Raw genomic sequence first — 26,344 nt, forward strand, 5'->3', positions numbered from 1 at the left:
CCCGACCAGTCGGGGCTTTTTGCATTCAGGCGGTGGGTTGCAACGCGAGTTGCACTGCACCATCAACACTCAAGCCGCTGATCAATACCTGGGGAGCACACGCCTCAGGCAGCGTCTGCAACACCTCCTGCGCCTCATGCCGTACGCGGGCCAGCACCAGGCATTTGCCCTCCCCTCGCACCTGTACGAAAAATGCCTGCAATGCCTCGATGCTGGTGCCGTCCAGGTCGGGGGATTCTTCCAGGCTGAGCACTACCGTGTGCACCGGTAACGTAGCGTGCCGCATCAGGCTCAACACCGCCCCCAACACTCGCTCGGCATTCGCGAAGAACAGCGCTTCACTGGGCCGCACGATCAGCACACCGGGGATCCGTTCAGCGCTCGGGTGATGCAGCAAGTCGACAAAATCATGCCCACCGTCAATGCGCCCCAACTCGCGCACGTCCGCCGACGACATCTGGCGCAACATCAACACCACGCTGATCCCGACCGCCACCAATAACCCATCCAGCACCCCCAGCACCAACACCGCCGCCACCGCGCAAATCACCAGCAACCGGTCGCGCCGCCAGGAGAAATAGCGGCCCAGGGGCTGCAGGCTCAAGCCACGGCCCAAGGCGTAAATGACGATGGCGGCAAGCACCGGCTCCGGCGTCAATGCCACCAGCGGCAGCACCGTCAGCACGATCGCCAACACCACCAGCGCCGCCACGGCGCCCGCCAGCCGGGAGTTGGCGCCCGCCGCCTCATTGGCCGATGTCGCCGAATACCCAGCGCCGGTGGGCATGCCCTGGAACAGCCCGGACAGCAGGTTGGCGGCCCCCAGCGCCAGCAGGTCACGGTTGGATGACACGCGATCACCATGCTTGAGGGCGAAGGAGCTGATGGAGCCGTAGGACTCGGCGTAAAGAATCATCACCATGGCAAACGCCAACTCTCCCAGGCGCAGCCAGTCGGGGAACGGCAACACCGGCAAATGCGCCAGTTCCAGACGCAGGTCGATGACGCCGATCAACGCCACGCCATGGGCCTGCAGATCCAGCCACTGGCCGGCGGCAATCCCGAGGATCACCACCAGCAACCCGCCCGGCAGGCGCCGAACTCGCGCGCATAGCCAGAGCAGCAGCAACGCGACGCCCGCGACGGCAGCGGCGGCCCAGTTCCAGCGCGGCAGTTGCTCCAGGAGCTGAGGCAGGAAGCGAATCAGGTTGTTGTCGGTCAGGTGCACGCCCACCACGCTGGCCAACTGCTTGAGGATGATCGTCAGCGCCAGGCCAAAGGCAAAGCCACGCAACACCGGCTTGGCGATAAACGAGGTCAGCCCGCCCAGCTTGAGCATCCCGGCCAACAGGAAAAACGCCCCCGTCACCAGTACCAGGCCCATTGCCAGGCTCAGCCTGAGTGCCGGGTCGTCTCCCGCCAGCGTTGCCGTGGCCGCCGCCAGCACCGCTGCCGAGGACGATGTGGCAGAGACAATCGCGAAGCGGCTGGTGCCAAACAGGCCGTAGCACAACAATCCGGCAAACAAGGCGATCACGCCCGCCTGGGGCGGCAACGCGGCGATGCTGGAATAGGCCACGGCCTCGGGCAGCAACAGGCCGGCGATGGACAGGCCGGCCAGCAAGTCTTGTGCACGGTTCGGCGTGGTGTCGCTCTCAGGCTTGGTGTTCAATCCCTAATTCCCTGGCAAAAAAAACGGCCAATCCGCTGTCTGCGAATTGGCCGTGATCATTGCACTGAAACCGGGTGCTGTCAGGACACCAGCGAATAAATCAGCGCGGTAATCGCCACCAGGCCCACCGCCGTCACGAACACGTTGGACGCCTGGCCACGGTACTTGGCCATCGCCGGCACCTTGCGGATCGCGTACATCGGCATCAGGAACAGGATCGACGCAATGATCGGCCCGCCCAGGGTCTCGATCATGCCGAGGATGCTAGGGTTGAGGGTCGCGACGATCCAGCACACCACCAGCATGAAGGCAGCCGTCATGCGGTCCAGGGTCTTGGCAGCCGGGCGACGGCCGCTTTTGAGCACCAGGCCCTTGAGGCCTTCACTGGCGCCGATGTAATGGCCCAGGAACGACTTGGCAATCGCCACAAACGCGATCAGCGGCGCGGCGAACTCGATGGTCGGGTTGCTGAAGTGGTTCGCCAGGTAGGACAGGATCGACAGATTCTGCGCCTTGGCTTCGGCCAGTTGCGCCGGCGACAGGGTCAGTACGCAACTGAACACGAAGAACAGCACCATCACTACCATCAGGATGTGTGCCCGGGACAGGATCTGCGAGCTGCGTTCCTCGGCGTGTTCGCCGTACTGGCGCTTCTGGTCCACCGCAAAGGCCGAGATGATCGGCGAATGGTTGAACGAGAACACCATCACCGGAATCGCCAGCCACAGCGTGTGCAGCAGCGCCGACGGGGCCGGCACGGTGCTGGCGGTGCTGAGGATGCCGCCGTTCCAGTGCGGCACCAGGTACACGGCGAGGAACAGCAAGGCGACGATAAACGGATACACCATCAGGCTCATGGCCTTGACGATCACCTGCTCGCCACACCGCACCACGGCCAGCAGGCCGAGGATCAGCACCAGCGACAGGATCGCCCGCGGTGGCGGCGCGATGTGCAGTTGATGCTCCATGAAGCTGCCGACGGTGTTGGTCAGCGCCACGCTGTAGATCAGCAGGATCGGGAAGATCGCGAAGAAGTACAGCAAGGTGATCGCGGCGCCGGCCTTGAGGCCGAAGTGCTCCTCGACCACGTCGGTGATGTCCGAGCCTTCACGGCCCGAGAGCACAAAGCGGGTCAGGCCACGGTGCGCGAAAAACGTCATCGGGAATGCCAGCAGCGCGAGGATCACCAGCGGCCAGAAACCGCCAAGGCCCGCGTTGATCGGCAGGAACAAGGTGCCGGCGCCGATGGCCGTACCGAACAGGCCGAGCATCCAGGTGGTGTCCTGACGGCTCCAGCTTGTGAGGGTTGCAGGTGTCGTTGCGTAGCGTTCGTCGACGCTATTGGCCTGATCATTCATCCGTTCGGATCTCCGCATTCACTCAGTCGAGACGAGTCAGAAAAACCTGACAGGCAGCGCCACGACCGAAACAGGGGCGCGATTGTCCGGGATTCGCTTGAAGAAGCAAAGACTTAGCTGAGGAATGGTTGTGCGGTGCAGAGGATTGAAGGCGATTTTGGCAGCGTCAATTTTACATTTCATAAGAAATCTATTTTATAAATTCATCACGTCATGTATTTTTAAAGCACGCCCCTCACTGGACTACCTGCCATGCCAATCGTGCGCATCGACCTTCGGAAAAACCCCGACGTCACCTACGCCAAGCGCGTCGGCGTATTGATCTACAACGCCATGCACACGGCCATCGGCGTGCCTGAACACGACAACTTCCAGATCCTCACCGAGCACGATGAACACCACTTCATCTATGACCCGGAGTACCTGGGCATCCAGCGCACCGACAACCTGGTGATCATCCAGATCACTCTGAACGAAGGCCGCAGTACCGAGCAGAAAAAGCTGCTGTACAAAACCATTGCCGAGAGCTTGCACCGTGAACTGGCGGTGCGCCTGGAAGATGTGTTTATCAGCCTGGTGGAGGTCAAGAAGGAAAACTGGTCGTTCGGCAACGGGATCGCGCAGTACGCCAGCTAAACGTTTTATGATGCCACCCATCCCTGCCACCACCTGATCCTGAGAGCCCTCGATGCCACGCGTGTCCCGCAAACAAGCCGAACTCAACCGCGAAATCATCGTCGAGGCCGCCACGCGGCTGTTTCGTGAACGGGGCATCCATGGCATCAGCGTGTCGGACGTGATGGCCGCCGCCGGGCTGACCCATGGCGGTTTCTACGGGCACTTCGAGTCCCGCGAGGCGCTGGCCACGGAAGCCTGCAACCGGGCATTCGAGCAATCGAGCGAGCGCTGGCAGGCCAGGGTCGAGCAAAGCCCTGATCCCGAGGCTGCGCGCCTGGCGTTGATTGATCCGTATCTGTCGGCCGCCAATCGTGACAACCCCGGGGACAGTTGCCCGGTTGCGGCTTTTGCCGGGGAGATGTGCCATGAAGCCGCCGACAGCGCGTTGCAACGCAGCTTTATCCGGGGCTTTGAAGCGTCCATGGGCATCCTGGCCGCTACCCAGGCCACCGGAACCCCCGAAGGCGACCGCCAGGCCGCCATTGCCCAGTACGCGATGATGGTAGGCGCAATTACCCTCGCCCGTGCGACCAAGGGAAACAGCCTGTCTGATGAATTCCTCGAAGCAGCCAGAAATCTGCTGATCCCGCAAAAAAACCTCGACTGACGCGTTGACAGGCAAACGCCAGCGCCAGCATGATCGGCCCATGAACATTTTCCAGCTGGCCCTCACCCGCACCACCACCACGACCGCTTCCGGCGGGTCGTGTGGTAGCGGTGAGTGGCGCGCAAACTAAGCCACCCGGATTTACCCAAGGCCCCGCCAGCAATGGACGGGGCCTTTTTATTGCTCCGCCATCTGGCAAACACAAGGAGCAGTACCATGCCTGACAACAAGCGCCCCGCCCTGCTGATCATCGACATGCAGACCGGTCTGTACGATGGTCCGGAAAAACCCTACGAACGCCAGCGCGTACTCGACATCATCAACCAGTTGATACAGCGTGCCAGACACGCTGGCGTGCCGATCTTCGCCGCCCGTCACACCGGCCCTGCGGGTTCGCCCATCGAGGTGGGCAGCCCGTTTTGGCAACTATGGCCAGCACTGGAGGTTGATGAAGCTCGCGACACGGTTTTCAATAAAACCCGGCCCAGCTGTTTTCTCGGCACCGAGCTGTCGCAGCAACTGGCGGCGGCACAGGTGAATGAACTGGTGATCGTCGGGATGAAAACCCAGTACTGCATCGACACGACGTGCCGAGTGGCCGTGGAGCTGGGGTTCTCGGTGCTGCTGCCGGAGGATGCCCATACTTGTATGGACACTCCGGCGTTATCGGCCGCATCGATTATCGAGCACCATAACGCAACCTTGGCCGGGGCATTTGTGCAGCGTGTGAAAGCTGACGATATCTGCTTCTAAAGCCTGGAGCTTTATCTAAGCCGAGGTTCTCAATACGTTGCGCAGTTCGCCATTGATCGCGCTCTGCGCAACAGCCAGTTGGTCCACCAGATCACCGGCTGCGTGCGCCGTTAACGCAATCACTGGGCGGTCCCAGTCGTAATTTCTTATTACATTGATGCGGAACCCACCATGGGTATCGAAGGAGGGGTACCAGCCGACATCCAATATAAGCCCACCGGCGTATTCAACCTGAAGCATGTCCTCTTTCAACAGGTGAACCTGACTCTCCATCGCCCCATCCTGCAAGATGGAGAGATCATCATGGGTGACGTTTCCGTCAATAAAGCCTAGTGAGATCAACTTGTTAACCTCCTGAATTCCTGCTCGGAAATCGGATGACCATGTATGACGCCCGCGCTTGACTCAATTCGAACCCAGTAACTGGGCTTGCCATCACTGGCACCTATGACTTGCGGATACTCCCTGAGTTTCCAGGGTTTTGCATGAGTGCTTGGCACTCCATTTTATAGGCTTCTCGCTCAAGCTTTTCAATATTTATACCGGGCTTGTATTTGGCCGGGCCGTATCGGGTGCTGCTGACAATATCTTCCCAAGCTAGGTTTTTTGATGGGCTGTGCTTGTAGCCATAAGAGGTCCACTCGACGATTTCGGAGGTGGCAGGAACATGCATCCATGACGTCTCTGCTAAGGAAAGTCGTCGAAGTCTGCTGCAGTAAAAAGGCCTGGGACGAGCGGTCTGGAAAATCAGATTAGGCTGGTGAGAAATGAAATTTTTCTGCGGTAAAGAAACGATCGGGACTACAAATCCCGCATAATCCAAGCCTCTAATCCTTCAGGAAGAACCTTCCGATGCCCGTCACCGTTCTGGTCCTGGTTGAAACCATCAACGACTACCTGCCGATCATCGAAGGCAATGGCTTTCACGTGATTCTTGCGCCCACCCCGGCCGAACGCGCCAAGGCCATCAAGACCCACGGCGGGCAGGTCCAGGCGGTGCTGACCCGTGGCCCGCTGGGCCTGTACGCCGAGGAAATCGCCGCGCTGCCGCTGCTTGAGATCATCTGCGTGATCGGCGCCGGGTATGAACACGTGGACCTGCAAGCCGCCAGCAACCGTGGAATCGTGGTCACCAATGGCGCCGGGGTGAATGCGCCGTCGGTGGCCGACCACGCCATGGCTTTGCTGCTGTGCCTGGTGCGGGACATTCCCCGGGCGGACGCAGCAGTACGGCGCAGCGAATGGCCCAAGATAATGCGCCCTTCCCTGGCCGGCAAACAGCTGGGCATTCTCGGCCTGGGGGCCGTGGGCCTGGAAATCGCCAAGCGGGCTGCCCTGGGTTTTGGCATGGAGGTGAGTTATCACAACCGCCAGCCCCGCGAAGATGTGGACTACACCTACTGCGCCACCGCCGTGGAACTGGCGCGGGCCTCGGACTTCCTGATCCTGGCCACCCCGGGCGGCGCCAGCACGCGACATTTGATCGACCGCCAGGCCCTCGACGCACTGGGGCCCAACGGTTTCCTGGTGAACATCGGCCGTGGCAGCGTGGTGGTCACCGCCGACCTGATTACCGCCCTGGAGCAACGGCGCATCGGCGGCGCGGCACTGGACGTGTTCGACGATGAACCCAACGTGCCCGACGCACTCAAGCGCCTCAGCAATACCGTGCTCACGCCCCACGTCGCCGGCCTGTCGCCGGAAGCCGCCCATGACACCGTGCAGCGCGTGGCGGACAACCTGCTGGAATACTTTGCCGGCCGCCCTGTGCTGACGCCCGTAGCACTGCCTCCGCGAAAATAATGGCCAATAGCCATGAATCCTTGCAAAACCTGACTACACTGCCTGAGGGGATACTCAGGATGCCGGTACTGGACCGGCGAAGGAACGCAGGATGGTTTGCCAAGGACCCGGCTCGGCCCGCCAACGCGGCGCGATAGGACTGATGGGTGCGATGACCCTGGGGATCGCACTGTTGTTCCTGTTGCTGGTGGTCGACAGCGGCCGGCTGTACCTGGAAAAGCGCAAGCTGCAACGGGTTGCCGACACCGCGGCGCTGGAAGTGGTCACCCGCGGCGGCGCCTGCGTGACGCCGAATACCAACGCCGCGCAATTCGCGATCCAAAGCGCAGCCCGCAATGATTTCCCGCTGAACGAAGACCGTACCCTGGCGACCACCTGTGGCACCCTGGTCACCGGGGCTGACTTCATGCGCGCCTTCAGCCCCAATCCCTCAAGGTCCGATGCGATCCAGGTCATCGCCACCCACCGCGTCGTCACCAGTATCGCCAACCGCCTGTTCATGCTGCTCTCCCCCGGCCCTTTCGAGCGGACTATCCGGTTGCAGGCAGTGGCCGTGGCCGCCGTGCCCGCGCCACCGGTGGCCGTACTGACCATCCGCAGCACCTTGCTGACCGTGGACAGCACCAAGTCCGCCGCACTCAATGCGTTGATCGGCGGACTGCTGGGGGGCAAATTGCAACTCGACGCGGTGAGCTGGAAGGGCCTGATCAATACCGATATCAACCTGCTCAGTTACCTGGACGCGCTGGCGATTCAATTGAAGGTCAGCGCCGGCAACTACGACGAGTTGCTCAAGACCGACGCCAGCGTCGGCGATCTGATCCAGGCCGCGATAGATGTACTCAAGCTGGGGGGCGATGCGGTCAAGGTGGTGATCAATAACCTGGAAGCGATCAAGCTGATTGCACCCGGCACCAAGATCCTGCACCTGGGCGACCTGCTGACCATCCAGAACGGCACCGACAAGAGCGCCCTGGACGTTAACCTGCAACTGTTCAACCTGATCCAGGGGTTTGTGCAACTGTCGAACAAGTACAACGCGGTCGCGGTGGAGTTGCCGGTGGATGTGCTGGGACTGCTGAATATCACGGTCAAGACCAAGGTCATTGAACCGGCGCAGGTTTCCGCCATAGGTAACCCCAAGCTGATCGCCACCCAGCCGATCTACGTCAGGACCGCGCAAGTCAGGACGTTGATCTCGGTGAAACTGCCGGCAATCGGCGCGGTGAACGATTTACTGGGCGGGGTAACGGCGCTGGTGGGCATCTTGTTAGGCAGCTCCTTTGACCCCAAAATCGGCCAGCAAATCGATGTAGCACTGGAAGCCGCCAGCGGCAGCAGCACGGTCACCGGATATCGTTGCAACGGGCCTGCGGACAAAGCCTTGTCGGTGCTCGGTACCACCTCGGCGGTTAGGCTGATGGTGGGCCAGATCGACCCAAAAAACCTGTTTTCCTCCACAGCACCACTGAACGTTGACGAATTCCCATTACTCGACCTTGGGGTGAAGACCTGTAGCAACGGTGTCTGCGATCCCCGGCAACCGTATGGCGTGGGTGGCATCAGCCTGAAGATCGACAGCAGCGTGGCCAAGACCGTCCGGAACCACACTTACCTGTCGCCGCCCGAGGTGAAAAGCCCCCCGGATTACTTCAGCTTCAGTTCCAACAACGTGGTGGGCAGCTTGAGCAACACCCTCAATGGCATCCAGTTGATCAACCATCCACCGACACAGGGCGGACTGATTGGGCTGGTGCTGAACCTGGTGGTCGGCCTGATCACCGGCGTACTGAATCTGCTCAGCGGCATCATCTCCGGACTGCTCAGCCCGCTCCTCGACCCGCTGGTCAATAACCTGCTCGCCGGCCTGGGCATCGACCTGGCAAAAGTCGAAATCGGTGCCAACCTGTCCTGCAACCCCGGCGGGCGCGCAGTTCTGGTGATCTGAGCACATCAAGCCCGCTGATCATCGGCCAACACGCTAACCTATTAAGCCGCCCCAACCTTGTGGCTTGGCGGCCGCGCGCATTAGATTAGCCAATAGTCCAAGGCCTTAAGAATAAGCAGAAGGGATAAGCATGGCGCTTAATGACCAATCGACCCAGATTCGCCCCGGCGAAGAACTTGATGCCAGCCTCATCGATCCCTACCTCAAGGCCCATATCCCGGGCTTGAGCGGCAGCGTCAAAATCAGCCAGTTCCCCGGGGGTGCCTCCAACCTGACGTACCTGCTGGAATACCCCGGCCAGGAATTCGTGCTGCGCCGCCCGCCCTTTGGCCACAAGGCCAAGTCCGCCCACGACATGGGCCGCGAATACCGGATTCTCAACCAGCTCAAGGACGGTTTCCCGTATTGCCCCAAGGCCTACGTGCACTGCACCGACGAGTCAGTGATCGGCGCCGAGTTCTACGTGATGGAGCGGGTCAAGGGGATCATCCTGCGCTCGGACCTGCCGCCGGAACTGGGCCTGGACGCGGCGAAAACCGAAGCCTTGTGCAAAAGCTTTATCGACAAGTTCGTCGAGCTGCACCAGGTCGACTACAGCGCCTGCGGCCTGGCCGACCTGGGCAAGCCCGAAGGTTATGTGGAGCGGCAGATTCGCGGCTGGAGCGACCGCTACGAAAAAGCCCTGACCCCCGACGCCCCCAGCTGGGAAGCGGTACGTGCCTGGCTCAACGACAAGATGCCGGCCGACCACCCCACCTCGAGCATCGTCCACAACGACTACCGCTTCGACAACGTGATCCTCGACCCGCATAACCCGATGCAGATCATCGGCGTGCTGGACTGGGAACTGACCACCCTCGGCGACCCGCTGATGGACCTGGGCAACACCCTCGCCTACTGGATCGAAGCGGCCGACCCGGCCCCGGTGCAACTGATGCGCCGCCAGCCGAGCAACGCCCCCGGCATGCTTACCCGCCGCCAGTTCGTCGACTACTACGCCGAACGCTCCGGGATCCAGATCGACAATTTCGACTTCTACTACACCTACGGCCTGTTCCGCCTGGCCGGCATCGTGCAGCAGATCTACTACCGCTTCTTCCATGGCCAGACCCAGGACAAACGCTTTGCGCAGTTCATTCACATGAACAAGCTGCTTGAGCAGATGAGCCTGAATGTCATCAAACAGTCTTCCCTCTGACCCTCTTCAAGGAAAAACCATGTCCAAGACCCAACTGTTCGACCTCGACGGCAAGATCGCTTTCGTTTCCGGCGCCAGCCGCGGTATCGGTGAGGCCATCGCCAAGTTGCTGGCCCAGCAAGGCGCCCACGTGATCGTGTCGAGCCGCAAGATCGACGGCTGCCAGCACGTGGCCGACGCGATCATCGCCGACGGCGGCAAGGCCACGGCAATTGCCTGCCATATCGGCGAAATGGAACAGATCACCAACGTGTTTGCCGCGATCCGCGAACAGTTCGGCCGCCTGGACATCCTGGTCAACAACGCCGCCACCAACCCGCAGTTCTGCAACGTGCTGGACACCGACCTGGGCGCATTCCAGAAGACCGTCGACGTGAACATCCGCGGCTACTTCTTCATGTCGGTGGAAGCCGGCAAGCTGATGCGCGAGAACGGTGGCGGCAGCATCATCAACGTGGCCTCGATCAACGGGATTTCGCCGGGCGTATTCCAGGGCATCTACTCGGTGACCAAGGCCGCCGTGATCAACATGACCAAAGTCTTCGCCAAGGAATGCGCGCCGTTCGGCATTCGTTGCAACGCACTGCTGCCGGGCCTGACCGACACCAAGTTCGCCTCGGCACTGGTGAAGAACGACTCGATCCTGAAAATGGCCCTGGCGCAGATCCCCCTCAAGCGCGTGGCCGACCCGAGCGAGATGGCCGGCGCGGTGCTGTACCTGGCCAGCGCCGCGTCGAGCTACACTACCGGTGTATCGCTGAATGTAGACGGTGGTTTCCTGTCCTGATTCGGCTGGCGGGTGACTTGCGGTAATCTTGCGGGTGATTGCTTGCCTCTGGATGAAACATGGAACTGCACGTCGTTATCAAGGGCCGCAAGGACCTGGCCGAACAGCTTTACCAGCAATTGCGCACGGCCATTGAGTCGGGACAACTGGTGGCCGGGTCGCAATTGCCTCCCAGCCGCTTGCTGGCCCTGCAACTGGGCGTGTCGCGCAAGACAGTCTCAGACACCTACGCGGCGCTGACCTACGAAGGGTTGTTGGTCGGCAGGATCGGCCGTGGCACGTTCGTCAACGCCTGGGCCACGCGCCGCGAACACCTGCAAAGTGCCGCCGACCTTGCCTGCGCCGCCAACCTGGCCAAGTGGCAGGCCCTTCCCGCGCCCATGGGTCACCCCAACCGTGAAACCCGCCCGAGCCGGGACTTTATCGGCGGTGCCACCGCCCGCAGCCAGTTCCCCCAGGATGAATGGCGGCGCTGCACCCTCGATGCCTTGCGCCGTATCTCACAGGACAGCGGCTTCTACAGCCGGCCGGAAGGCTTGCCGGCCCTGCGCAGTGCAATCGCCGGGCATATCGCATTTTCCCGTGGGGTCAGGTGCAGCGAAGACGACATCGTAGTCACCAACGGCGCCCAGCAGGCGCTTGACCTGATCGCCCGCGTGGTGCTGGAACCGGGCACCGTCGTCGCCATGGAAGACCCCGGCTACACCCCGGTGCGACTGATGTTCGACGCCATGGGGGCGACCGTGGTGGGCGTGCCGGTGGACGAACACGGCCTGCGGGTCGACTTGATTCCCGACGGCGCGCGGCTGATCTACGTGACACCGTCCCATCAGTTCCCCCTGGGCATGCCCATGAGCGTGCCGCGCCGTGAGGCGTTGCTGGCACGTGCGCTGGCGTTGGGCGCCATCGTGATCGAGGATGACTACGACAGCGAATTCCGCTACGAGGGCCGCCCCACCGACTCCCTGCAAAGCATGGACACCCGCGGCGTGGTCGCCTACGTCGGGACCTTCTCGAAAACCCTGCTGCCGGAGTTGCGCCTGGGCTACACGGTGTTGCCGCCGGCAATTTTCGGCGCGGTGCTCAAGGCCAAGCAACTCACCGACCAGCACAGCTCCACCCTGCCGCAATGGGCCCTGGCCAAGTTCATCAGCGAAGGCTACCTGCTCAAGCACATTCGGCGCTGCCATGGGGTATATACCGGGCGCCGGGAACGGATTCTGCAGCGCCTGGCGGGGGACCTCTCGCCGTGGTTCGACGTGGTGCCCACCGTGGCCGGGTTCCATCTGGCCGCACTGTGCAAGGTGCCGGTGAATATTCCGCAGCTCACCCAATTGGCACGGGAGGCTGACGTGGGGCTCTATCCGCTGAGCGTGTTTTTCCACGACACACCGGTACGCGAGGGACTGAAGATCGGGTTTGGCGCGATCGAAACCCTGGACATTGACCCGGCGCTGGACGTGGTGCGGGATATCCTGCGACAGATTGGCTGAGGGAATTTCCGCCGGATTGGCTATTGGTCAAATCCGGATCGGGGCCTAGGGTGAACGGGTCTCGACTCACTCGGAGCCTCACCATGAAAGTACTGCTCGGCACCACCCTGCTGCTGGCCTCGTTAAGCGCCTTTGCCCACGACCCGGTGTACAACCAGGAAAAGATCAACGTGTTGCAGGAACACGCCCTGGCCAACGTCCCCGGCAAGAAAACCGTGATGCTCACCGTGGACTATGCGCCGGGCCAGGCCACCGTGCCCCATAGCCACACCGGCACGGCCGTGGCCTATGTGCTGGAAGGTGCAATCACCTCGCGGGTCAACGATGAAAAGGCGATCACCTACAAGGTCGGCCAGTCGTTCTATGAACCTGCCGGCTCGCGGCACTTTGAATCCAGCAATGCCAGCCAGACCCAACCGGCGAAACTGCTGGTAGTGATGGTGATGGATGACAAGGCCGACGTGCTCACGCCGCTGCCCCACTAACCCGCGCCACCGCACCCTCCTGTGGGAGCTGGCTTGCCTGCGATGGCGGTGCATCAGACACAGTTGTGTTTGCTGATCCACCGCCATCGCCGGCAAGCCAGCTCCCACAGTTTTAACCGCGCACAGTCAGTGGCTCAGGGTCGTTTGAAGTGGTGGCGCAGGTGTTCGATTCGAGGCCGGCAGGTACAGCCTTCAAGGTGGTCGTTGACCATGCCCATCGCCTGCATGAACGCATACATGGTGGTCGGCCCCACATAGCTCCAGCCACGCTTTTTCAGGGCCTTGGACAAGCGCGTTGACGCGGCTGACGTGGGGTTGGCCGTCCAGTACGCCATGTCCACCACCGCCGGGCGCTCATCGGCGACCGGTTCAAACGACCACAACCACGCCGCCAGCGAGCCGGTCTCATCCACCAGCTCACAGGCGCGCCGGGCGTTGTTGATGGTGGACACGATCTTGGCGCGATTGCGCACGATGCCCGGGTCGGCCATCAATCGCTCGATGTCCTGCTCGGTGTACTGCGCCACCCGGCGAAAATCAAAGCCCTCGAACGCCCGGCGAAACGCCTCGCGCTTGCGCAGGATGGTGATCCACGCCATGCCGGCCTGAAAACCTTCCAGGCAAATCTTCTCGTACAGCGCAATGTCATCGGCCACCGGCACGCCCCATTCGTGGTCGTGGTAATCCGGGTACTCCGGCGCCACCGTGCGCCACGTACAGCTGGTGACGCCCGCCGCGTCCGTGATCAATCCTGGAATATCCATAACTCACCCTGTGAACCAAGCCCGGGATGATAAGCGAAAAAAATTCCGGGCCGCCAACCGCTCAAGTACGAACCTTGCGGACCAACTGGTCAGACCGGGACCTGCCATCCGCGTAATATTTACTTGCGACTTGAAAAAAACCGAGCGTAGACTGGCCCCGCACTGGACATACCGGTCAGACCACAACAATTAAGCCCTGGACCCACCAGGGCACCGAATAGAGATCCTTCCCATGCTCAGATGGTGCTCGCGTTCGATTTTCCTGCAAGTCGTGATTGGCCTGGTGATCGGCATAATCTGCGGCCTCGCCCTCCCTGAATTCTCCTCGCAACTCAAACCCCTGGGTGACGGCTTCATCAAGCTGATCAAAATGCTGATTGGCCTGATCGTCTTCTGCGTGGTGGTCAGCGGTATTTCCGGTGCCGGCGACTTGAAGAAAGTCGGGCGCATCGGCCTCAAGTCGGTGATCTACTTCGAAGCACTGACCACCGTGGCCCTGGTGATCGGCCTGATCATGGCCTTCAGCACCGGGATCGGCACCGGCGCCAATATCCACCTGGAGCAACTGTCGTCTGCCGGCCTGAATGAACTGGCAGACCGTGGCCAACACATCAAGGGTACCAGCCAGTTCCTGATGGACCTGATCCCCAACTCGGTGATCGGCGCTTTCGCGGACAACAACGTGCTGCAAGTGCTGTTGTTTTCCGTGTTGTTCGGCAGCGCGCTGAACCTGGTGGGCGAAGCCGCTTCCGGCATCTCTCGGTTGATCAACGAGCTGAGCCACGTGATCTTCCGCATCATGGGCATGATCGTGCGCCTGGCGCCCATCGGCGTGTTCGGCGCCATCGCCTTCACCACCAGCACCTACGGCCTGGATTCCCTGCAACACCTGGGCAGCCTGGTGGGCCTGTTCTACCTTACGTGCTTCCTGTTCGTCGCGGTGATTCTGGGGCTGGTGATGCGCCTGTCGGGCCTGCGGATGATGCCGCTGCTCAAGTACCTGCGGGAAGAACTGTTGATCGTGATGGGCACCGCGTCCTCCGATGCCGTGTTGCCACAGATCATGCGTAAACTGGAACACCTTGGCATTGGCAGCTCCACCGTGGGCCTGGTGATTCCGACCGGGTACTCGTTCAACCTCGACGGTTTTTCGATCTACCTGACCCTGGCCATCGTGTTTATCGCCAATGCCACCGGCACACCGCTGTCGATGACCGACCTGCTGACCATCCTGCTGGTGTCGCTGATCACCTCCAAGGGCGCCCACGGGATTCCGGGTTCGGCACTGGTGATTCTGGCGGCGACACTCACCGCAATCCCGGCGATTCCGGTGGTGGGCCTGGTGCTGGTGTTGGCGGTGGATTGGTTCATGGGCATTGGCCGGGCGCTGACCAACCTGATCGGCAACTGCGTCGCCACCGTGGCCATCGCCCGCTGGGAAAAAGACATCGATATCCAGCGCGCCAACAAGGTGCTGGACGGTCAACAAGGGTATGCCTTCCAGGCCAAGAAACCGGTGCTGCCCGCCCACCAAGAGTTCTGATGAGACAGACTCACCCCCTGTGGCGAGGGAGCTTGCTCCCGCTGGGGCGCGAAGCGGCCCCAAAAAATGGGCCTGCTGCGCAGTCCAGCGGGAGCAAGCTCTCTCGCCACACCAAGCAGACAGTTCAATTTAAAGGGAGCCACACGTGATCACCTCGTCAACCGTCGTCAATTCAGTGGTAGAAAAACTGCGCGCCGCCCTGGCGAGGGGTCAGTGGCGGCGCGGCGAGATGCTGCCCGGCCAGCGTGAACTGGCCGAGCAAATGGGCATCAGCCGCCCGAGCCTGCGCGAAGCGGTGATCGTGCTGGAAACCCTCGGCCTGGTGCGCTCCATGCCCGGCAAGGGCGTGGTGGTGCTGGAAACCACCCTCAGCGAATCCCAGGCCCAGGACAGCGGCGTGGCGGACGCCAGCCTCGAAGACATCCTGCAACTGCGCTACACCCTCGAGCCCTTTATCGTAGGTTTAGTGGCGCAATCCATCAGCAGCAAGGAAGTCGGGCAACTGCGCCTGACCCTGATGGACATGCGCGAAGCCCTCGACGCCGGCGACAGCGAAGCCGGGATGAACGCCTACATCGCGTTCCACGAAGAACTGTTCGCCCTGACCTCCAACCCGATCTTCCAGAACGTGGTGCAACAGACCAGCAACGCCCTCAAGCAAAGCGCCCAGGTGCTGCGCAACTCCCCCGAACACCTGGCGGAACGCTTGCAGGAAAACGACGCCGTGGTGCGGGCGATCCGCAACAAGAACAGCGCCCTGGCCAGCGCCGAAATGCGCCGGCATATCCTGCAGGAAGGCTTGCGCATGGGCATTCGCTTGAACATCCCGGATGACCATCTGGGTAGCTGACTTCCAGGAGACCGCGCATGACCGCTCACGCCCTGCACACCCCTTTCCCCTTTACGCCGTTGCGCCTGGTGGGCAAGCCGAAACTCTCGGTGGACGACATCTACCCGGCGTTGTTCGACGCCATTCTCGAGCAACGCATCGCCCCCGCCAGCCGTTTTACCGAGGAGAGCCTCGGGCAAAGTTTTGGCGTCAGCCGCAGCGTGATTCGCCGAGTGCTGGCGCGGCTGTCGCACCAGCAAGTGATCATCCTGCGGCCCAACCACCGCGCCCAGGTAGCGGCACCGGATGCACAACAGACCCAGCAGATTCTCGAGGCAAGGCGCCTGACGGAAATCACCGTGGTGCAGTTGGCGTGTGCCCAGGCGAAACCGGCGCAGATCCGCCAACTGCGGGAGTTGATCGCACGGGAGCGCGACTGCATCGAGCGTGACGAACGTGGCCCGGCGATTCGCCTTTCCGGGGAATTTCACCTGCAATTGGCGGCAATTGCGGGCAACGCGCCGCTGGCACAGTTTCTCAACAGCCTGGTGCCGCTGACCTCATTGGCGATTGCGCAGTTTGAGGCCAAGGCTTGCACGTATTGCGCATGGCAGGAACATAGGGCGATTGTGGATGCGGTGGAGCATGGCGATGCCGGCAAAGCCGTAGCCTTGATGACTCAACATCTGGACCATCTGGAAGCCAAGCTCCTTATCACGTAGCAGCTGTCGAGCCTGTAAATGGCGCACACAAAAAAGCCCGGCATCTTTCGATATCGGGCTTTTTGTTTTAACGCTCAATCAAGCTGGTTACAGCCCCGATTGCGCATGCCAGCGTTTGGCTTCGCTACGACACCTCTCGCTCGGGAACTTTCCTACGATATTTGAGGAATTCTGAGTCTGTACTTTTGGACTCAAGATTCTAAATTTGCTCTTGAATCATTTCGATTCAAAGTCAATACCAAATCACGTTTGATAAAGGAGATTTGCTATGAACTTTAAAAACCTGATTCAACTACCTGCAGCAAAAAATATCCAAGGGCCACCGGGCGGGCCAAACTTGGAACACCCTCAATGGGCCAAGTACCCAGTATCGTAAAATAAACTGATTAAGCGTCCAGCGAGCGAAGAGTCGCTGGATGCTTAATCATTTAATAACGATTCAAAGGGATGGAGGCATTGGATGCACTTCATGATTGAAATAAAAGACAGAGTAGCAATCCTCGTAAAAACCCCAGATATTACCAACGATGGATATACCCTACTACCCAACCCCAAGGATCCAAATGAACACATACTGAGCGAAAGAGGCAAACCAATACTCTCGCTTAAAGGCAATTTCATAGAAACCGGCCACCACTGCAAACACCAACTATACGTTAACAAGCGTTCACCTGAGCATATCCACATCAGCTCTGATTTGAAGACAACAATCGAAAAATCTCATGAGACACCTAAAATAAACAAAGAACACTTCATAAAATACCTCATGTATGGAACACAACCGTGCTTTAGCTCACCGTTTGCGGGCGTATTGTATTTGCCACCAGGAACCGCACTCGACATTGTCAACTGGGTCGTAATCAACCGCGACTGGGATACTGCCAGACGTGTAAATTTTTTGGATATTCTAGAAACACATATGGAAAAAAGCATTCCAAGTACCGGCACTATTGGGCTTGAATATTCCGGCGGACTGGAATCCACTATATTACTGCATATACTTCTAAGACTCTGTCCCGAACGCTTAAAACTTTATCATATTACAGACCATTTTTGCGCATCAGGAGACGATACCCAATCAGTAATAAAAACCGCCGAGCGTTACAAGTGCGATATCACCATACTAAACTATGATGACTCCCTACCATTTGGATGTCAGCCTTGCACGACATTGTTACCTAGCTTTCCTCATACCGGCTTGGTCAACACTGCCTATCTAGACTTTTCTAATGATTTAATCACTAATCAGAATACTACACTTATCAACGGCGCCGGCGGAGACGCGCTGTTTTGTGCGCTACCTCAGAAAGGGCTTGTTATAGAACTCATCAAAGAAAGACGCTACATTACCGCAGCCATAACACTGAAAAATCTTTCAGAGTATTTTAGATCACCTATCGCGAGCATGTACGCCGCCTCAAAGTCCAGCTACCACCAAACACTTAACCGAGTGAATGACCCAGAAAAATGTTTAGCTATTGACTACGGTGCAAATCTAATTCTAAAACCAGAACATATAGACAAAGAAAGCAACAACAGGTCTTCTTACGAAGTAGACAACAATGATCATCGGATATCTTTACGAGACCGAACGCAAAATGCGCTCATAAACAAGTATGAAATGCTTACCTCACCACTCTCGGGTGTACCTGGCCGCTATTTATATCCATTCCTATCGCCTGAGTCGTTAGCTACTGCTTTACAGGTACATTCGCATAAATTAATAAAAGGAAAATTCGACAGGCATTTTCTACGGCAATCTGCATTTGATCGATATAGCGATAACTCCTTATGGAACACCAGAAAAGGGAGTGCGATGGGCCTGACACAAAAATCTTTATTGGCGAACCGATTTGAAATCGAAAAACTTATTTTAAATGGACCACTCGTGGAACTGGACATTGTTGACACGGACCGCATTCAAAGACTGATAAGCGGGATCGCTGTAGGCGCAATACAGTGCCCACACGCGCTTATACACTTATACACAGCAAACATGTTCATAAAGCACTGGGAGCCTTATATAAATGGCTAATAAAGAACCAGTAGTACAGTGGGCAAAAGGCCTGCACAGCGTAATTTACAACTCACAAATTGTGAGCCTGGACGAAACAAAGGATCGGTTTATTTTTTTTGAACCTGATCAGGGAAAATTCATAGAGTCAATAATTCACAAATCGCCTAACCATCTAACATCAAAGGACAGGGAGTTTATAAGCGAACTAACTGAGTGTGGAATCTTGTCCATTGAGGAACGGACTCCTGGCAAACCATTTGTCGATGTAAAAAATAGCGTAGGCGCATTTACCTGTGAGTGGCGTAACGGAGACGATTCCTGGAGACTGGGAGATCTAACTCCTACATTGTTTATCAAAGCATTTATTTATCTAAAACGCGCTAAAGCACTCACCGAAGCAGGCAAGCTTTCGGAGTTATTAAACGACCTTAGAGCAAGCAGTTTTCAACAGAAAAAAACGAGCCAACGGCGACTGGTAAAAATAGGGAATAACATTAATTTTGCAATTAAATTATTGAGCGTCGAAGTAAAATGCCTCGAATTCGCATACAGCCTATCTAGGATTGCATTCGAAGAAAGCCTTAGATGTTCATTCAACATTGGTGTTCAAACACACCCATTTATTTCTCACGCATGGACTGAGGGGCCATACGGAGTCATTCTCGACAAAGCCGAGCTACCTCAAGATCTCGCTATTATCGTTTCCATAGGTACAACTGGATGATAGGAAAAGATTTTTTTACTTGCATTAGAATCTGTTTCAGCATAATGGCAGTCGCCGGACACAAGTTAAAGCTTTTTTTTGCGCTTTCAATAGTAATGGATATTTTAACCGTGGTCTTTTCGGTGGCAGCGCCCGCACTGCTAAAAACATTGATTGACTCTTACAGCGACAACCTGCCCAGTTATAATCTTGCATGGGTAGGCGCAGCGTATGGTTTGGTCTGGTTAGCCTCTGAACTTATGCTCAGGCTCAGAGCCGTCTTTAGCAGCATTTTAATTGAGCAAGTCAAAAAAGAGGCCAGTATTCGTTTCTGCTTAAATACGATTTTCATATGGGATTCCAGCCAGCCAGCGATGTCGAGCGGAGTTTTTGCCAACAAACTTTCTCGAATAAATTCTGCCTTACCTATTTTTTTAGACGGTGTACTCTCGCAAGTATTACCACTAATTGTTAGATTTTTCTTGTCAATAGGCATCCTCATACAATTTTTACCAGTCATTTACTCCCTCACACTAGCCTTAGTCGTATTTGCCTTTGGCACCATTTCTTACTTTACATTCAAACTCATTGGAGAAAGACAGACTACTGCAAACAAAATTTCACAAACCGCTTACGAAGTAATTTTAGACCTTCTAAAAAACCGCGAAATAGTAATCGCCCATTCAAATGAAAACACCGAAAAACTTAACATAGAAAGAAACTTAAATGAAATCAATACCAGCGAAGTAAAAAATACCATAACAAACCAATTCATCGGAGGGGCGCAGATAGCGGTAATGGGTGCGGGCCTTACAATAATCACCGTTTTATCCGCCGTAGATCTGTCGAAGGATGTGATTTCGGTGGGTGAATTTGTACAGATCAATGCCTATTTGCTACAGTTTGTTTTACCCGTCAGCTATTTTGGCCTAGTCATCAGCAGCATTAAGAGAGCGTCCGTTACCATTGCAGAAAATTCGGCTTTTTTGCTCACCCGCTCACTCGATTACAAGCAACATAAAATAGACTGTACAGCGTTATCCGCCCCATCAATAGAAGTGGACAATATTTACGTAAAAGGATTTGATGACTCATTCATCCTAAAAAATGTATCATTTAAAATTCCTCCAGGTGAATCTATGGCCATCGTGGGCAGTTCCGGCTCTGGAAAGAGTACCTTGCTCAAATCACTTGCCGGACTCTACAACCTCCACTCAGGCCACATATATGTAGACTCGGAACGCTTATCCCATACCAACGTAAAAAAATTGCGTTGCCGCCTGGGATATGTTCCTCAAGAACATTGCCTGTTTAATCGAACAATAAAAAACAATATATTTTCCACCTCCAACCAGCACTACGACAAGACAATCAGTTTTTATCACAGCTCAAACATGCCCCCCATGATGGAAGAAGATGGAACTGAGCGAACACTTGAAGGCTTGTCCGGTGGAGAAAAACAAAGAATTTCTCTTGCAAGAGCAGTTGCAAGAAATTCCAAACTGCTACTTCTAGACGAGCCTACAAACTCTTTGGACGTCAACTCAAAAAAAATAATAAATGACTACATATTCCAAACCCTCAAACACCATACAACAAGGATAATTATCACTCACGACCTTGAGGATGCCGGGTTAGCTGACCACATTATTGTCTTATTAAACGGCTCAATAGTGGAGACCGGCTCACCAGCGCAGCTTATATCGTCGAGAGGTTGGTATTATGAAAACCTATCCAAACCAGCAACAATATAGACCACTCTAATTTTAAGAAGTATGAATTAGGCATCCTGAATACAAAAAGCCCGGTATCTTTCGATACCGGGCTTTTTGTATTAACGCTCAATCAGACCCATTACAGCACCGACTGACCGCTCATCGCCAAGTCCAGCAACTCACGGTTGGCTACCGCGTACATGGCGTAGTCCGTACCGACCGCAGCACGAATCTCCACCATCATCGCGCGCCAGCGCTCCACCATGCTCGCGTTCTGCTCAAGCCACAGGGCCACGCGGGCTTCCATGTCTTGTGGCGCATCGGCCATTTGCAGAACCTTGATGGTGATCGCCCGTTGCTGCCAGTCCACGTCGTCGCGGAAGGCTTCGCGGGCCTGGGCCTGCCAGTTGTTGCCCACCGGCAGATCGCTGATCTGCTGCAGGTACCACGGCAGGTCCAGGGCGCTGCCCACGGCGAAGTACGCCTTGGCCACGTCCGCCGCGCTCTGACCGGTCACGTCAGCGGCTTCGATGATCGGCAGCAAGGTGTACAGGTGGGTAGTGCCTGCCACCATGCGCGCCAACAGCTCCGGCACACCGGCTTCGACATAGGCCTGGTAACGGTTCTGCCAGCCTTCGCGGGTCGGACCTTCCAGCAGTTCGTCGAGCTTGAGGCCCAACGCCGCCAGGTGCGGACCGAAGTGCGCGACGTCACGGGCAGCATCCTGCTCGTTGCGACGGCTGCGCAGGAACCAGCGTGTGGCACGGCGGCCCAGGCGCATCAGTTCGTCCATCAACGCCAGTTGCACTTCAGCCGAGACCTGGTGATCCAGGGCTTCGATCTGACGGAACCAGTGCGGGAGGTGGAAGATGTCACGCACGATCACGTAGGCACCGGCCACGTTCGCCGGGCTCATGCCAGTGGACTCTTTCAGCCGCTGAACAAAGGTGATGCCCATGTGGTTGACCAGGTCGTTGGCGATCTGGGTGCTGACGATCTCGCGCTTCAGACGATGGCGACGCATGGCTTCGGAAAACTTCGCCACCAGGCTCGGCGGGAACGCGGTCTCCATGTCGCGGGTCAGGTAGTCGTCATCCGGTACCAGAGACTTGAGCAACGCTTCCTTGAGGTCGATCTTGCTGTAGGAGATCAGTACCGACAGCTCCGGACGGGTCAGGCCCTTGCCGGTGGCGGCACGCTCGGTCAGTTGATCTTCCGAAGGCAGGTACTCGATGGCGCGGTCCAGCTTGCCACGGCTTTCCAGGTCGCTCATCAGGCGCTTGTACTCGGCCGCTCGCTCGAAGGCTTTGCGGGCAGCCAGGGACAGGGCCTGGGTTTGCTTGTAGTTGTTGCCCAACACCAGGCTGCCGACTTCGTCGGTCATGCTCGCCAGCAACTGGTTGCGCTGCTTGTCGGTCATGTCACCGGCCTGCACCACTTCGTTGAGCAGGATCTTGATGTTCACTTCGTGGTCGGAGCAATCCACACCACCGGCGTTGTCGATGAAGTCGGTGTTGGAACCGCCGCCATTGAGGCCGAATTCCACACGACCCAGCTGGGTCATGCCGAGGTTACCGCCCTCGCCCACCACCTTGCAGCGCAGCTCGTTGCCATTGACGCGCAGGGCGTCGTTGGCCTTGTCGCCCACATCGGCGTGGCTCTCGGTGCTGGCCTTGACGTAAGTACCGATACCGCCGTTCCACAACAGGTCCACCGGTGCCTTGAGCAAGGCATTCAGCAGTTCGGTCGGGGTCAGCTTGTCGGCCTGGATGTCGAAGCGTTCTTTCATCTGTGGCGAGATGGCAATGCTCTTCGCGCTGCGCGAGAAGATACCGCCGCCTTCGGACATGATGCTGGTGTCGTAGTCGGTCCAGGCCGAGCGCGGCAGGTCGAACAGGCGCTGACGTTCAGCGAAGCTGTTGGCCGGGTTCGGGTTTGGATCGATGAAGATGTGCAGGTGGTTGAAGGCCGCGACCAGTTGCAGCTTGTCGGACATCAACAGGCCGTTGCCGAACACGTCGCCGGCCATGTCGCCCACGCCCACCACGGTGATGCTGTCTTGCTGGACGTTGATGCCGCGCTCACGGAAGTGACGCTGCACCCCCACCCACGCGCCCTTGGCGGTGATGCCCATTTTCTTGTGGTCGTAACCGGCAGAACCGCCGGAAGCGAACGCGTCACCCAGCCAGAAACCGTAGTCGATGGCGATGCCGTTGGCGATGTCGGAGAAGGTCGCAGTGCCCTTGTCCGCTGCTACTACCAGGTACGGGTCATCGTTGTCGTGGCGCACCACGTTCAACGGTGGCACCAGGGCGCCGTCTTTCAGGTTGTCGGTAATGTCCAACAGGCCGGAAATGAAGATGCGGTAGCAGGCGATGCCCTCGGCCGCGATCTCGTCCCGGCTGCCGCCCAACGGCAGGCGACGCGGCAGGAAACCGCCCTTGGCGCCCACCGGCACGATCACCGAGTTCTTCACTTGCTGGGCTTTTACCAGGCCCAATACTTCAGTGCGGAAGTCTTCTTCACGGTCAGACCAGCGCAGGCCGCCGCGAGCGACGTTACCAAAGCGCAGGTGCACGCCTTCAACCCGTGGCGAGTAGACGAAGATTTCAAACTTCGGCACAGGCTTGGGCAGCTCAGGAATCGCGTGCGGGTTGAACTTGAAGCTGAAGTACGACTTGTTCTGGCCGTTGGCGTCAGCCTGGTAGAAGTTGGTCCGCAAGGTGGCCTTGATCAGGTCCAGGTAGCGACGCAGGATGCGGTCTTCGTTGAGCACCTGAACGTCGTCCAGGGCCGTGAGGATCGCTTGTTCCAGGCGTTGCTGCTTGTCTTCGAGGTCTTCGGCGGTGAGCTTGCGCGCCAGGTAGAAACGGGTCTTGAACAACCGGGTCAACTCGCGGGCGATGTCGGTGTGGTTGTTCAGGGTGCTGGCGATGTAACCCAGGTCGAAGCCCAGGCGAATCTGCTTCAGGTAACGGGCGTAGGCACGCAGCAGCGCCACGTCGCGCCATGGCAGGCCGGCCGTCAGCACCAGGCGGTTGAACGCATCGTTTTCGGCATCGCCGTGCACGATATGCACGAACGCGTCCTGCAGGGTGTCGTTCAATTGCTGGATATCGAGGTTCACGCCTTCGGCGGCGATGAACGCGAAATCGTGAATCCAGAACTCGCGGCCATTGGCATGACGCAGGCGGTACGGGAATTCACCCAGGACACGCAGGCCAAGGTTTTCCAGGATCGGCAGCACATCGGACAGCGCCAGCGGCGTATCGGCGTGATACAGCTTGCAATGCAGCTCGCGCTGGCCGGAAACCTGGCCCAGCGGCTGGTAGAAGCTCATCACCAGCGGGTTGGCTTCGGTCAGGCTGAGCAAGTGCTGCATGTCGACCACGGCCGAATGCGCGGCGAAACGCTCACGGTAGCCGGCCGGGAAACCTTTCGGGAAATCCGCCAGCACGTTGGTGCCGTGGGCTTCGCCGAAGCTTTCCACCACCAGGCTGGAGTAGTCGTCCTGCCAGCTGCGGCAGGCCTGCACCACTTCTTTTTCCAGTTGCAGCGGGTCGATGTCCAGGCGGTTCTTCGGGTCTACCCGCAGGATCAACTGCACGCGAGCCAGTACGGACTCGGAGAAGAACGTCCAGAACTCGCAGTCCGAGGCTTTCAGGCGATCCATCAGCACTTGCTGGATCTTCTGGCGCACCTCGGTGGAATAGATGTCGCGCGGCACGTAGGCCAGGCAGTAGCAGAAACGGCCGTACGGGTCCTTGCGCAGAAACACGCGGATCTTGTTGCGTTCCTGGATCTGCACGATCGACATCACGGTGCTGAACAGCTCGTCCACCGGGGTCTGGAACAGATCATCGCGGGGCAGAACCTCGACCACCTGGGCCAGTTCCTTGCCCAAGTGCGCCTTGGCCTGGAAGCCCGAGCGACGCTCGATTTCCGTCACCTTGCGACGGATGTAAGGAATCACCCGCACGCTTTCGCCGTACACCGAGGAGGTGTAGAGGCCCATGAAGCGGCATTCCTTGATGACCTTGCCGTCGGCGTCGATCTGGCGGATCGACACGTAGTCCGGGTAGGCCGGGCGGTGCACGCGGCTTGGGTGTGCAGCCTTGGCGAACGACAGCACGGCCGGCTCACGCAGGTAGTTCACCGCGTAGTCTTCGATGCGCAGCTCGTCGGTAGTCAGGCCCGGGCGCAGCAGTTTGGTCAGACCGAGGAACGAGTTGGCGTCATATTCGATATGACCGCCGTCCGCCTCGTCACGTACCACGAACTCTTCGTAGCCGAGGAAGGTGAAGTGGTTGCCCACCAGCCATTCCAGGAAGCTCTTGATCTCGGCTTTTTCTTCGCCGTCGATCACGTACGGGCTGGCGTCGATACCGGCCAGCAGCTCCTGGACCTTGGCTTTCATCGGTTCGAAATCGGCGACTGCAACGCGCACTTCGCCCAGTACCTGCTCAAGTTCCTTGCTCAGGACACTCAGCTCGGCGGCGTTGGCGCAACGGTCGATTTCCAGGTACATCAGCGATTCTTGCTGAACGTCTTCGCCCTGGGTGCCTTTGGGCAGGATTTCCAGCAATTCGCCCTTCTTGCCACGACGCACGCTGAGTACGGTGGTTTGCAGGGTGTGGATGCTGTAGCCACGGCGGTTCAGCTCGGTACGCACCGAGTCCACCAGGAATGGCAGGTCGTGGTGCAGCACTTCGACCGCAGTGTGGGTCGATTGCCAGCCATGACGTTCGTAATCGGGGTTGTAGACCCGCACTTGCGGTTGGTTGTGATCAAAGCGCTCAAGCAGGCGCCAGGCAGACAGGGTGCAACCGGCCAGGTCGGACAAGCGACGCTGGGTCAGTTCATCCAGGGAAATGATGCCGAAGAATTGTTCAGCGAACAGCGCCACTTGTGGCAGTGCCTGTTCACTGATGTGCTGCGCCAGTGCCGCTTGCAGTTGGTGCTGGAAGTCGGCTTTGCTGGCTGCGGTGAAGAACGCCATCTGTGGTACTCCGCTTGGGCTTGTTATTGATGGAAGCGTCGCGTGTTATCCCCTTGCGGGGAGACCGTCAGCTCTGTTCGCGGTCTACAGTAACGAATTCAGAGTGACAGGTGGGTGAAGCTGGACAAGACAATGAGGTCACATTCAACTTCCATAAGATGCGCACCTTGCCAGGTGACGGTACGACGGGCAGGTCAGACTCCTGGCGAGGCACATCCGTTGCGCAGCTTAACGAGTGTAGGAAGCAAGCTGCTTGCGACGCTGCGACAT

Annotated in this window: 20 protein-coding genes; 15 read left to right on the forward strand and 5 right to left on the reverse strand. The window is 58.1% G+C overall.

The window, feature by feature from the left end; translation table 11 throughout:
- Positions 1-25: 25 nt before the first annotated feature.
- A complete protein-coding gene (locus HX821_RS13960) occupies positions 26-1,672 on the reverse strand; it encodes a SulP family inorganic anion transporter (RefSeq protein ID WP_177035919.1) in 1,647 nt (548 codons plus the stop codon).
- An 80-nt stretch (positions 1,673-1,752) separates the two neighbouring features.
- The gene (locus HX821_RS13965; RefSeq protein WP_102604662.1) at positions 1,753-3,030 is read right to left on the reverse strand and encodes a serine/threonine transporter; all 1,278 of its coding nucleotides are present in this window, start codon (positions 3,028-3,030) and stop codon (positions 1,753-1,755) included.
- Between the two features lie 252 nt (positions 3,031-3,282).
- Here HX821_RS13965 and HX821_RS13970 point away from each other — a divergent pair, with 252 nt between their 5' ends.
- The 3 genes from HX821_RS13970 (at position 3,283) to HX821_RS13980 (ending at position 5,068) form a co-directional block, all read left to right on the forward strand.
- Entirely contained in the window at positions 3,283-3,666 is a 384-nt protein-coding gene (locus HX821_RS13970; protein WP_102369271.1) for a tautomerase family protein, read from the forward strand.
- Between the two features lie 52 nt (positions 3,667-3,718).
- Complete coding sequence (locus HX821_RS13975; RefSeq protein ID WP_177035920.1) at positions 3,719-4,315, forward strand: TetR/AcrR family transcriptional regulator; 597 nt, start codon at positions 3,719-3,721, stop codon at positions 4,313-4,315.
- Between the two features lie 216 nt (positions 4,316-4,531).
- Positions 4,532-5,068, forward strand: a complete 537-nt coding sequence (locus tag HX821_RS13980; RefSeq protein WP_177021426.1) for a cysteine hydrolase family protein — start codon at positions 4,532-4,534, stop codon at positions 5,066-5,068.
- A gap of 15 nt (positions 5,069-5,083) precedes the next feature.
- Here the strand turns inward: HX821_RS13980 and HX821_RS13985 are convergent, their stop codons facing one another.
- Positions 5,084-5,410, reverse strand: a complete 327-nt coding sequence (locus HX821_RS13985) for a hypothetical protein (protein WP_134326805.1) — start codon at positions 5,408-5,410, stop codon at positions 5,084-5,086.
- Between the two features lie 510 nt (positions 5,411-5,920).
- Here HX821_RS13985 and HX821_RS13990 point away from each other — a divergent pair.
- The 6 genes from HX821_RS13990 to HX821_RS14015 all read left to right on the forward strand — a co-directional run bounded on the left by HX821_RS13990 (position 5,921) and on the right by HX821_RS14015 (position 12,782).
- Complete coding sequence (locus tag HX821_RS13990; protein WP_087692887.1) at positions 5,921-6,871, forward strand: 2-hydroxyacid dehydrogenase; 951 nt, start codon at positions 5,921-5,923, stop codon at positions 6,869-6,871.
- A gap of 91 nt (positions 6,872-6,962) precedes the next feature.
- Positions 6,963-8,819, forward strand: coding sequence for a pilus assembly protein TadG-related protein (locus HX821_RS13995; RefSeq protein ID WP_177035921.1), 1,857 nt, complete (start codon positions 6,963-6,965; stop codon positions 8,817-8,819).
- A gap of 130 nt (positions 8,820-8,949) precedes the next feature.
- Positions 8,950-10,017: a phosphotransferase family protein gene (locus HX821_RS14000; RefSeq protein WP_177008208.1), complete on the forward strand. Its 1,068-nt coding sequence runs from the start codon at positions 8,950-8,952 to the stop codon at positions 10,015-10,017.
- A 19-nt stretch (positions 10,018-10,036) separates the two neighbouring features.
- Positions 10,037-10,804 carry an SDR family oxidoreductase gene (locus HX821_RS14005; protein WP_177035922.1) on the forward strand — a complete coding sequence of 256 codons (768 nt, stop codon included), beginning with the start codon at positions 10,037-10,039 and terminating at the stop codon, positions 10,802-10,804.
- Between the two features lie 59 nt (positions 10,805-10,863).
- Complete coding sequence (locus HX821_RS14010; protein WP_177035923.1) at positions 10,864-12,297, forward strand: PLP-dependent aminotransferase family protein; 1,434 nt, start codon at positions 10,864-10,866, stop codon at positions 12,295-12,297.
- Between the two features lie 83 nt (positions 12,298-12,380).
- Positions 12,381-12,782 carry a cupin domain-containing protein gene (locus HX821_RS14015; protein ID WP_003210770.1) on the forward strand — a complete coding sequence of 134 codons (402 nt, stop codon included), beginning with the start codon at positions 12,381-12,383 and terminating at the stop codon, positions 12,780-12,782.
- 134 nt (positions 12,783-12,916) lie between these two features.
- Here HX821_RS14015 and HX821_RS14020 read toward each other — a convergent pair whose 3' ends face one another.
- Positions 12,917-13,546: a DNA-3-methyladenine glycosylase I gene (locus tag HX821_RS14020; RefSeq protein ID WP_177035924.1), complete on the reverse strand. Its 630-nt coding sequence runs from the start codon at positions 13,544-13,546 to the stop codon at positions 12,917-12,919.
- A 232-nt stretch (positions 13,547-13,778) separates the two neighbouring features.
- On the opposite strand from HX821_RS14020, the gene HX821_RS14025 reads away from it, so the two are divergent.
- From HX821_RS14025 to HX821_RS14050, 6 genes are all read left to right on the forward strand, one after another.
- Positions 13,779-15,089, forward strand: a complete 1,311-nt coding sequence (locus HX821_RS14025) for a C4-dicarboxylate transporter DctA (protein WP_008433031.1) — start codon at positions 13,779-13,781, stop codon at positions 15,087-15,089.
- Positions 15,090-15,234: 145 nt separating this feature from the next.
- Positions 15,235-15,939, forward strand: a complete 705-nt coding sequence (locus HX821_RS14030; protein ID WP_003212959.1) for a FadR/GntR family transcriptional regulator — start codon at positions 15,235-15,237, stop codon at positions 15,937-15,939.
- A 17-nt stretch (positions 15,940-15,956) separates the two neighbouring features.
- Entirely contained in the window at positions 15,957-16,640 is a 684-nt protein-coding gene (locus HX821_RS14035; protein ID WP_177029354.1) for a GntR family transcriptional regulator, read from the forward strand.
- A gap of 460 nt (positions 16,641-17,100) precedes the next feature.
- Positions 17,101-18,675: an asparagine synthase-related protein gene (locus HX821_RS14040; RefSeq protein WP_177035925.1), complete on the forward strand. Its 1,575-nt coding sequence runs from the start codon at positions 17,101-17,103 to the stop codon at positions 18,673-18,675.
- The gene (locus HX821_RS14045) at positions 18,668-19,381 is read left to right on the forward strand and encodes a lasso peptide biosynthesis B2 protein (RefSeq protein WP_177035926.1); all 714 of its coding nucleotides are present in this window, start codon (positions 18,668-18,670) and stop codon (positions 19,379-19,381) included. The genes HX821_RS14040 and HX821_RS14045 overlap by 8 nt, the downstream gene beginning before the upstream one ends.
- A 44-nt stretch (positions 19,382-19,425) precedes the next feature.
- Positions 19,426-21,114, forward strand: a complete 1,689-nt coding sequence (locus HX821_RS14050) for an ABC transporter ATP-binding protein (protein ID WP_177035927.1) — start codon at positions 19,426-19,428, stop codon at positions 21,112-21,114.
- Between the two features lie 100 nt (positions 21,115-21,214).
- On the opposite strand, the gene HX821_RS14055 is transcribed toward HX821_RS14050, so the two are convergent.
- Positions 21,215-26,074 carry an NAD-glutamate dehydrogenase gene (locus HX821_RS14055; protein ID WP_177035928.1) on the reverse strand — a complete coding sequence of 1,620 codons (4,860 nt, stop codon included), beginning with the start codon at positions 26,072-26,074 and terminating at the stop codon, positions 21,215-21,217.
- Positions 26,075-26,344: the final 270 nt, after the last annotated feature.

The sequence above is a fragment of the Pseudomonas sp. B6001 genome (assembly GCF_013386015.1).
Taxonomy (GTDB): domain Bacteria; phylum Pseudomonadota; class Gammaproteobacteria; order Pseudomonadales; family Pseudomonadaceae; genus Aquipseudomonas.

Excerpts from the sequence above, each read along its gene's own strand:
- HX821_RS14035 (WP_177029354.1), top strand. The coding sequence starts at position 15,957 with ATGACCGCTCACGCCCTGCACACCCCTTTCCCCTTTACGCCGTTGCGC.
- HX821_RS13980 (WP_177021426.1), top strand. The coding sequence starts at position 4,532 with ATGCCTGACAACAAGCGCCCCGCCCTGCTGATCATCGACATGCAGACC.
- HX821_RS14000 (WP_177008208.1), top strand. The coding sequence starts at position 8,950 with ATGGCGCTTAATGACCAATCGACCCAGATTCGCCCCGGCGAAGAACTT.
- HX821_RS14045 (WP_177035926.1), top strand. The coding sequence starts at position 18,668 with ATGGCTAATAAAGAACCAGTAGTACAGTGGGCAAAAGGCCTGCACAGC.
- HX821_RS13965 (WP_102604662.1), bottom strand. The coding sequence starts at position 3,030 with ATGAATGATCAGGCCAATAGCGTCGACGAACGCTACGCAACGACACCT.
- HX821_RS13975 (WP_177035920.1), top strand. The coding sequence starts at position 3,719 with ATGCCACGCGTGTCCCGCAAACAAGCCGAACTCAACCGCGAAATCATC.
- HX821_RS14010 (WP_177035923.1), top strand. The coding sequence starts at position 10,864 with ATGGAACTGCACGTCGTTATCAAGGGCCGCAAGGACCTGGCCGAACAG.
- HX821_RS13970 (WP_102369271.1), top strand. The coding sequence starts at position 3,283 with ATGCCAATCGTGCGCATCGACCTTCGGAAAAACCCCGACGTCACCTAC.
- HX821_RS13995 (WP_177035921.1), top strand. The coding sequence starts at position 6,963 with ATGGTTTGCCAAGGACCCGGCTCGGCCCGCCAACGCGGCGCGATAGGA.
- HX821_RS14050 (WP_177035927.1), top strand. The coding sequence starts at position 19,426 with ATGGCAGTCGCCGGACACAAGTTAAAGCTTTTTTTTGCGCTTTCAATA.
- HX821_RS13990 (WP_087692887.1), top strand. The coding sequence starts at position 5,921 with ATGCCCGTCACCGTTCTGGTCCTGGTTGAAACCATCAACGACTACCTG.
- HX821_RS14025 (WP_008433031.1), top strand. The coding sequence starts at position 13,779 with ATGCTCAGATGGTGCTCGCGTTCGATTTTCCTGCAAGTCGTGATTGGC.
- HX821_RS14005 (WP_177035922.1), top strand. The coding sequence starts at position 10,037 with ATGTCCAAGACCCAACTGTTCGACCTCGACGGCAAGATCGCTTTCGTT.
- HX821_RS14015 (WP_003210770.1), top strand. The coding sequence starts at position 12,381 with ATGAAAGTACTGCTCGGCACCACCCTGCTGCTGGCCTCGTTAAGCGCC.
- HX821_RS14055 (WP_177035928.1), bottom strand. The coding sequence starts at position 26,074 with ATGGCGTTCTTCACCGCAGCCAGCAAAGCCGACTTCCAGCACCAACTG.
- HX821_RS14020 (WP_177035924.1), bottom strand. The coding sequence starts at position 13,546 with ATGGATATTCCAGGATTGATCACGGACGCGGCGGGCGTCACCAGCTGT.
- HX821_RS14040 (WP_177035925.1), top strand. The coding sequence starts at position 17,101 with ATGCACTTCATGATTGAAATAAAAGACAGAGTAGCAATCCTCGTAAAA.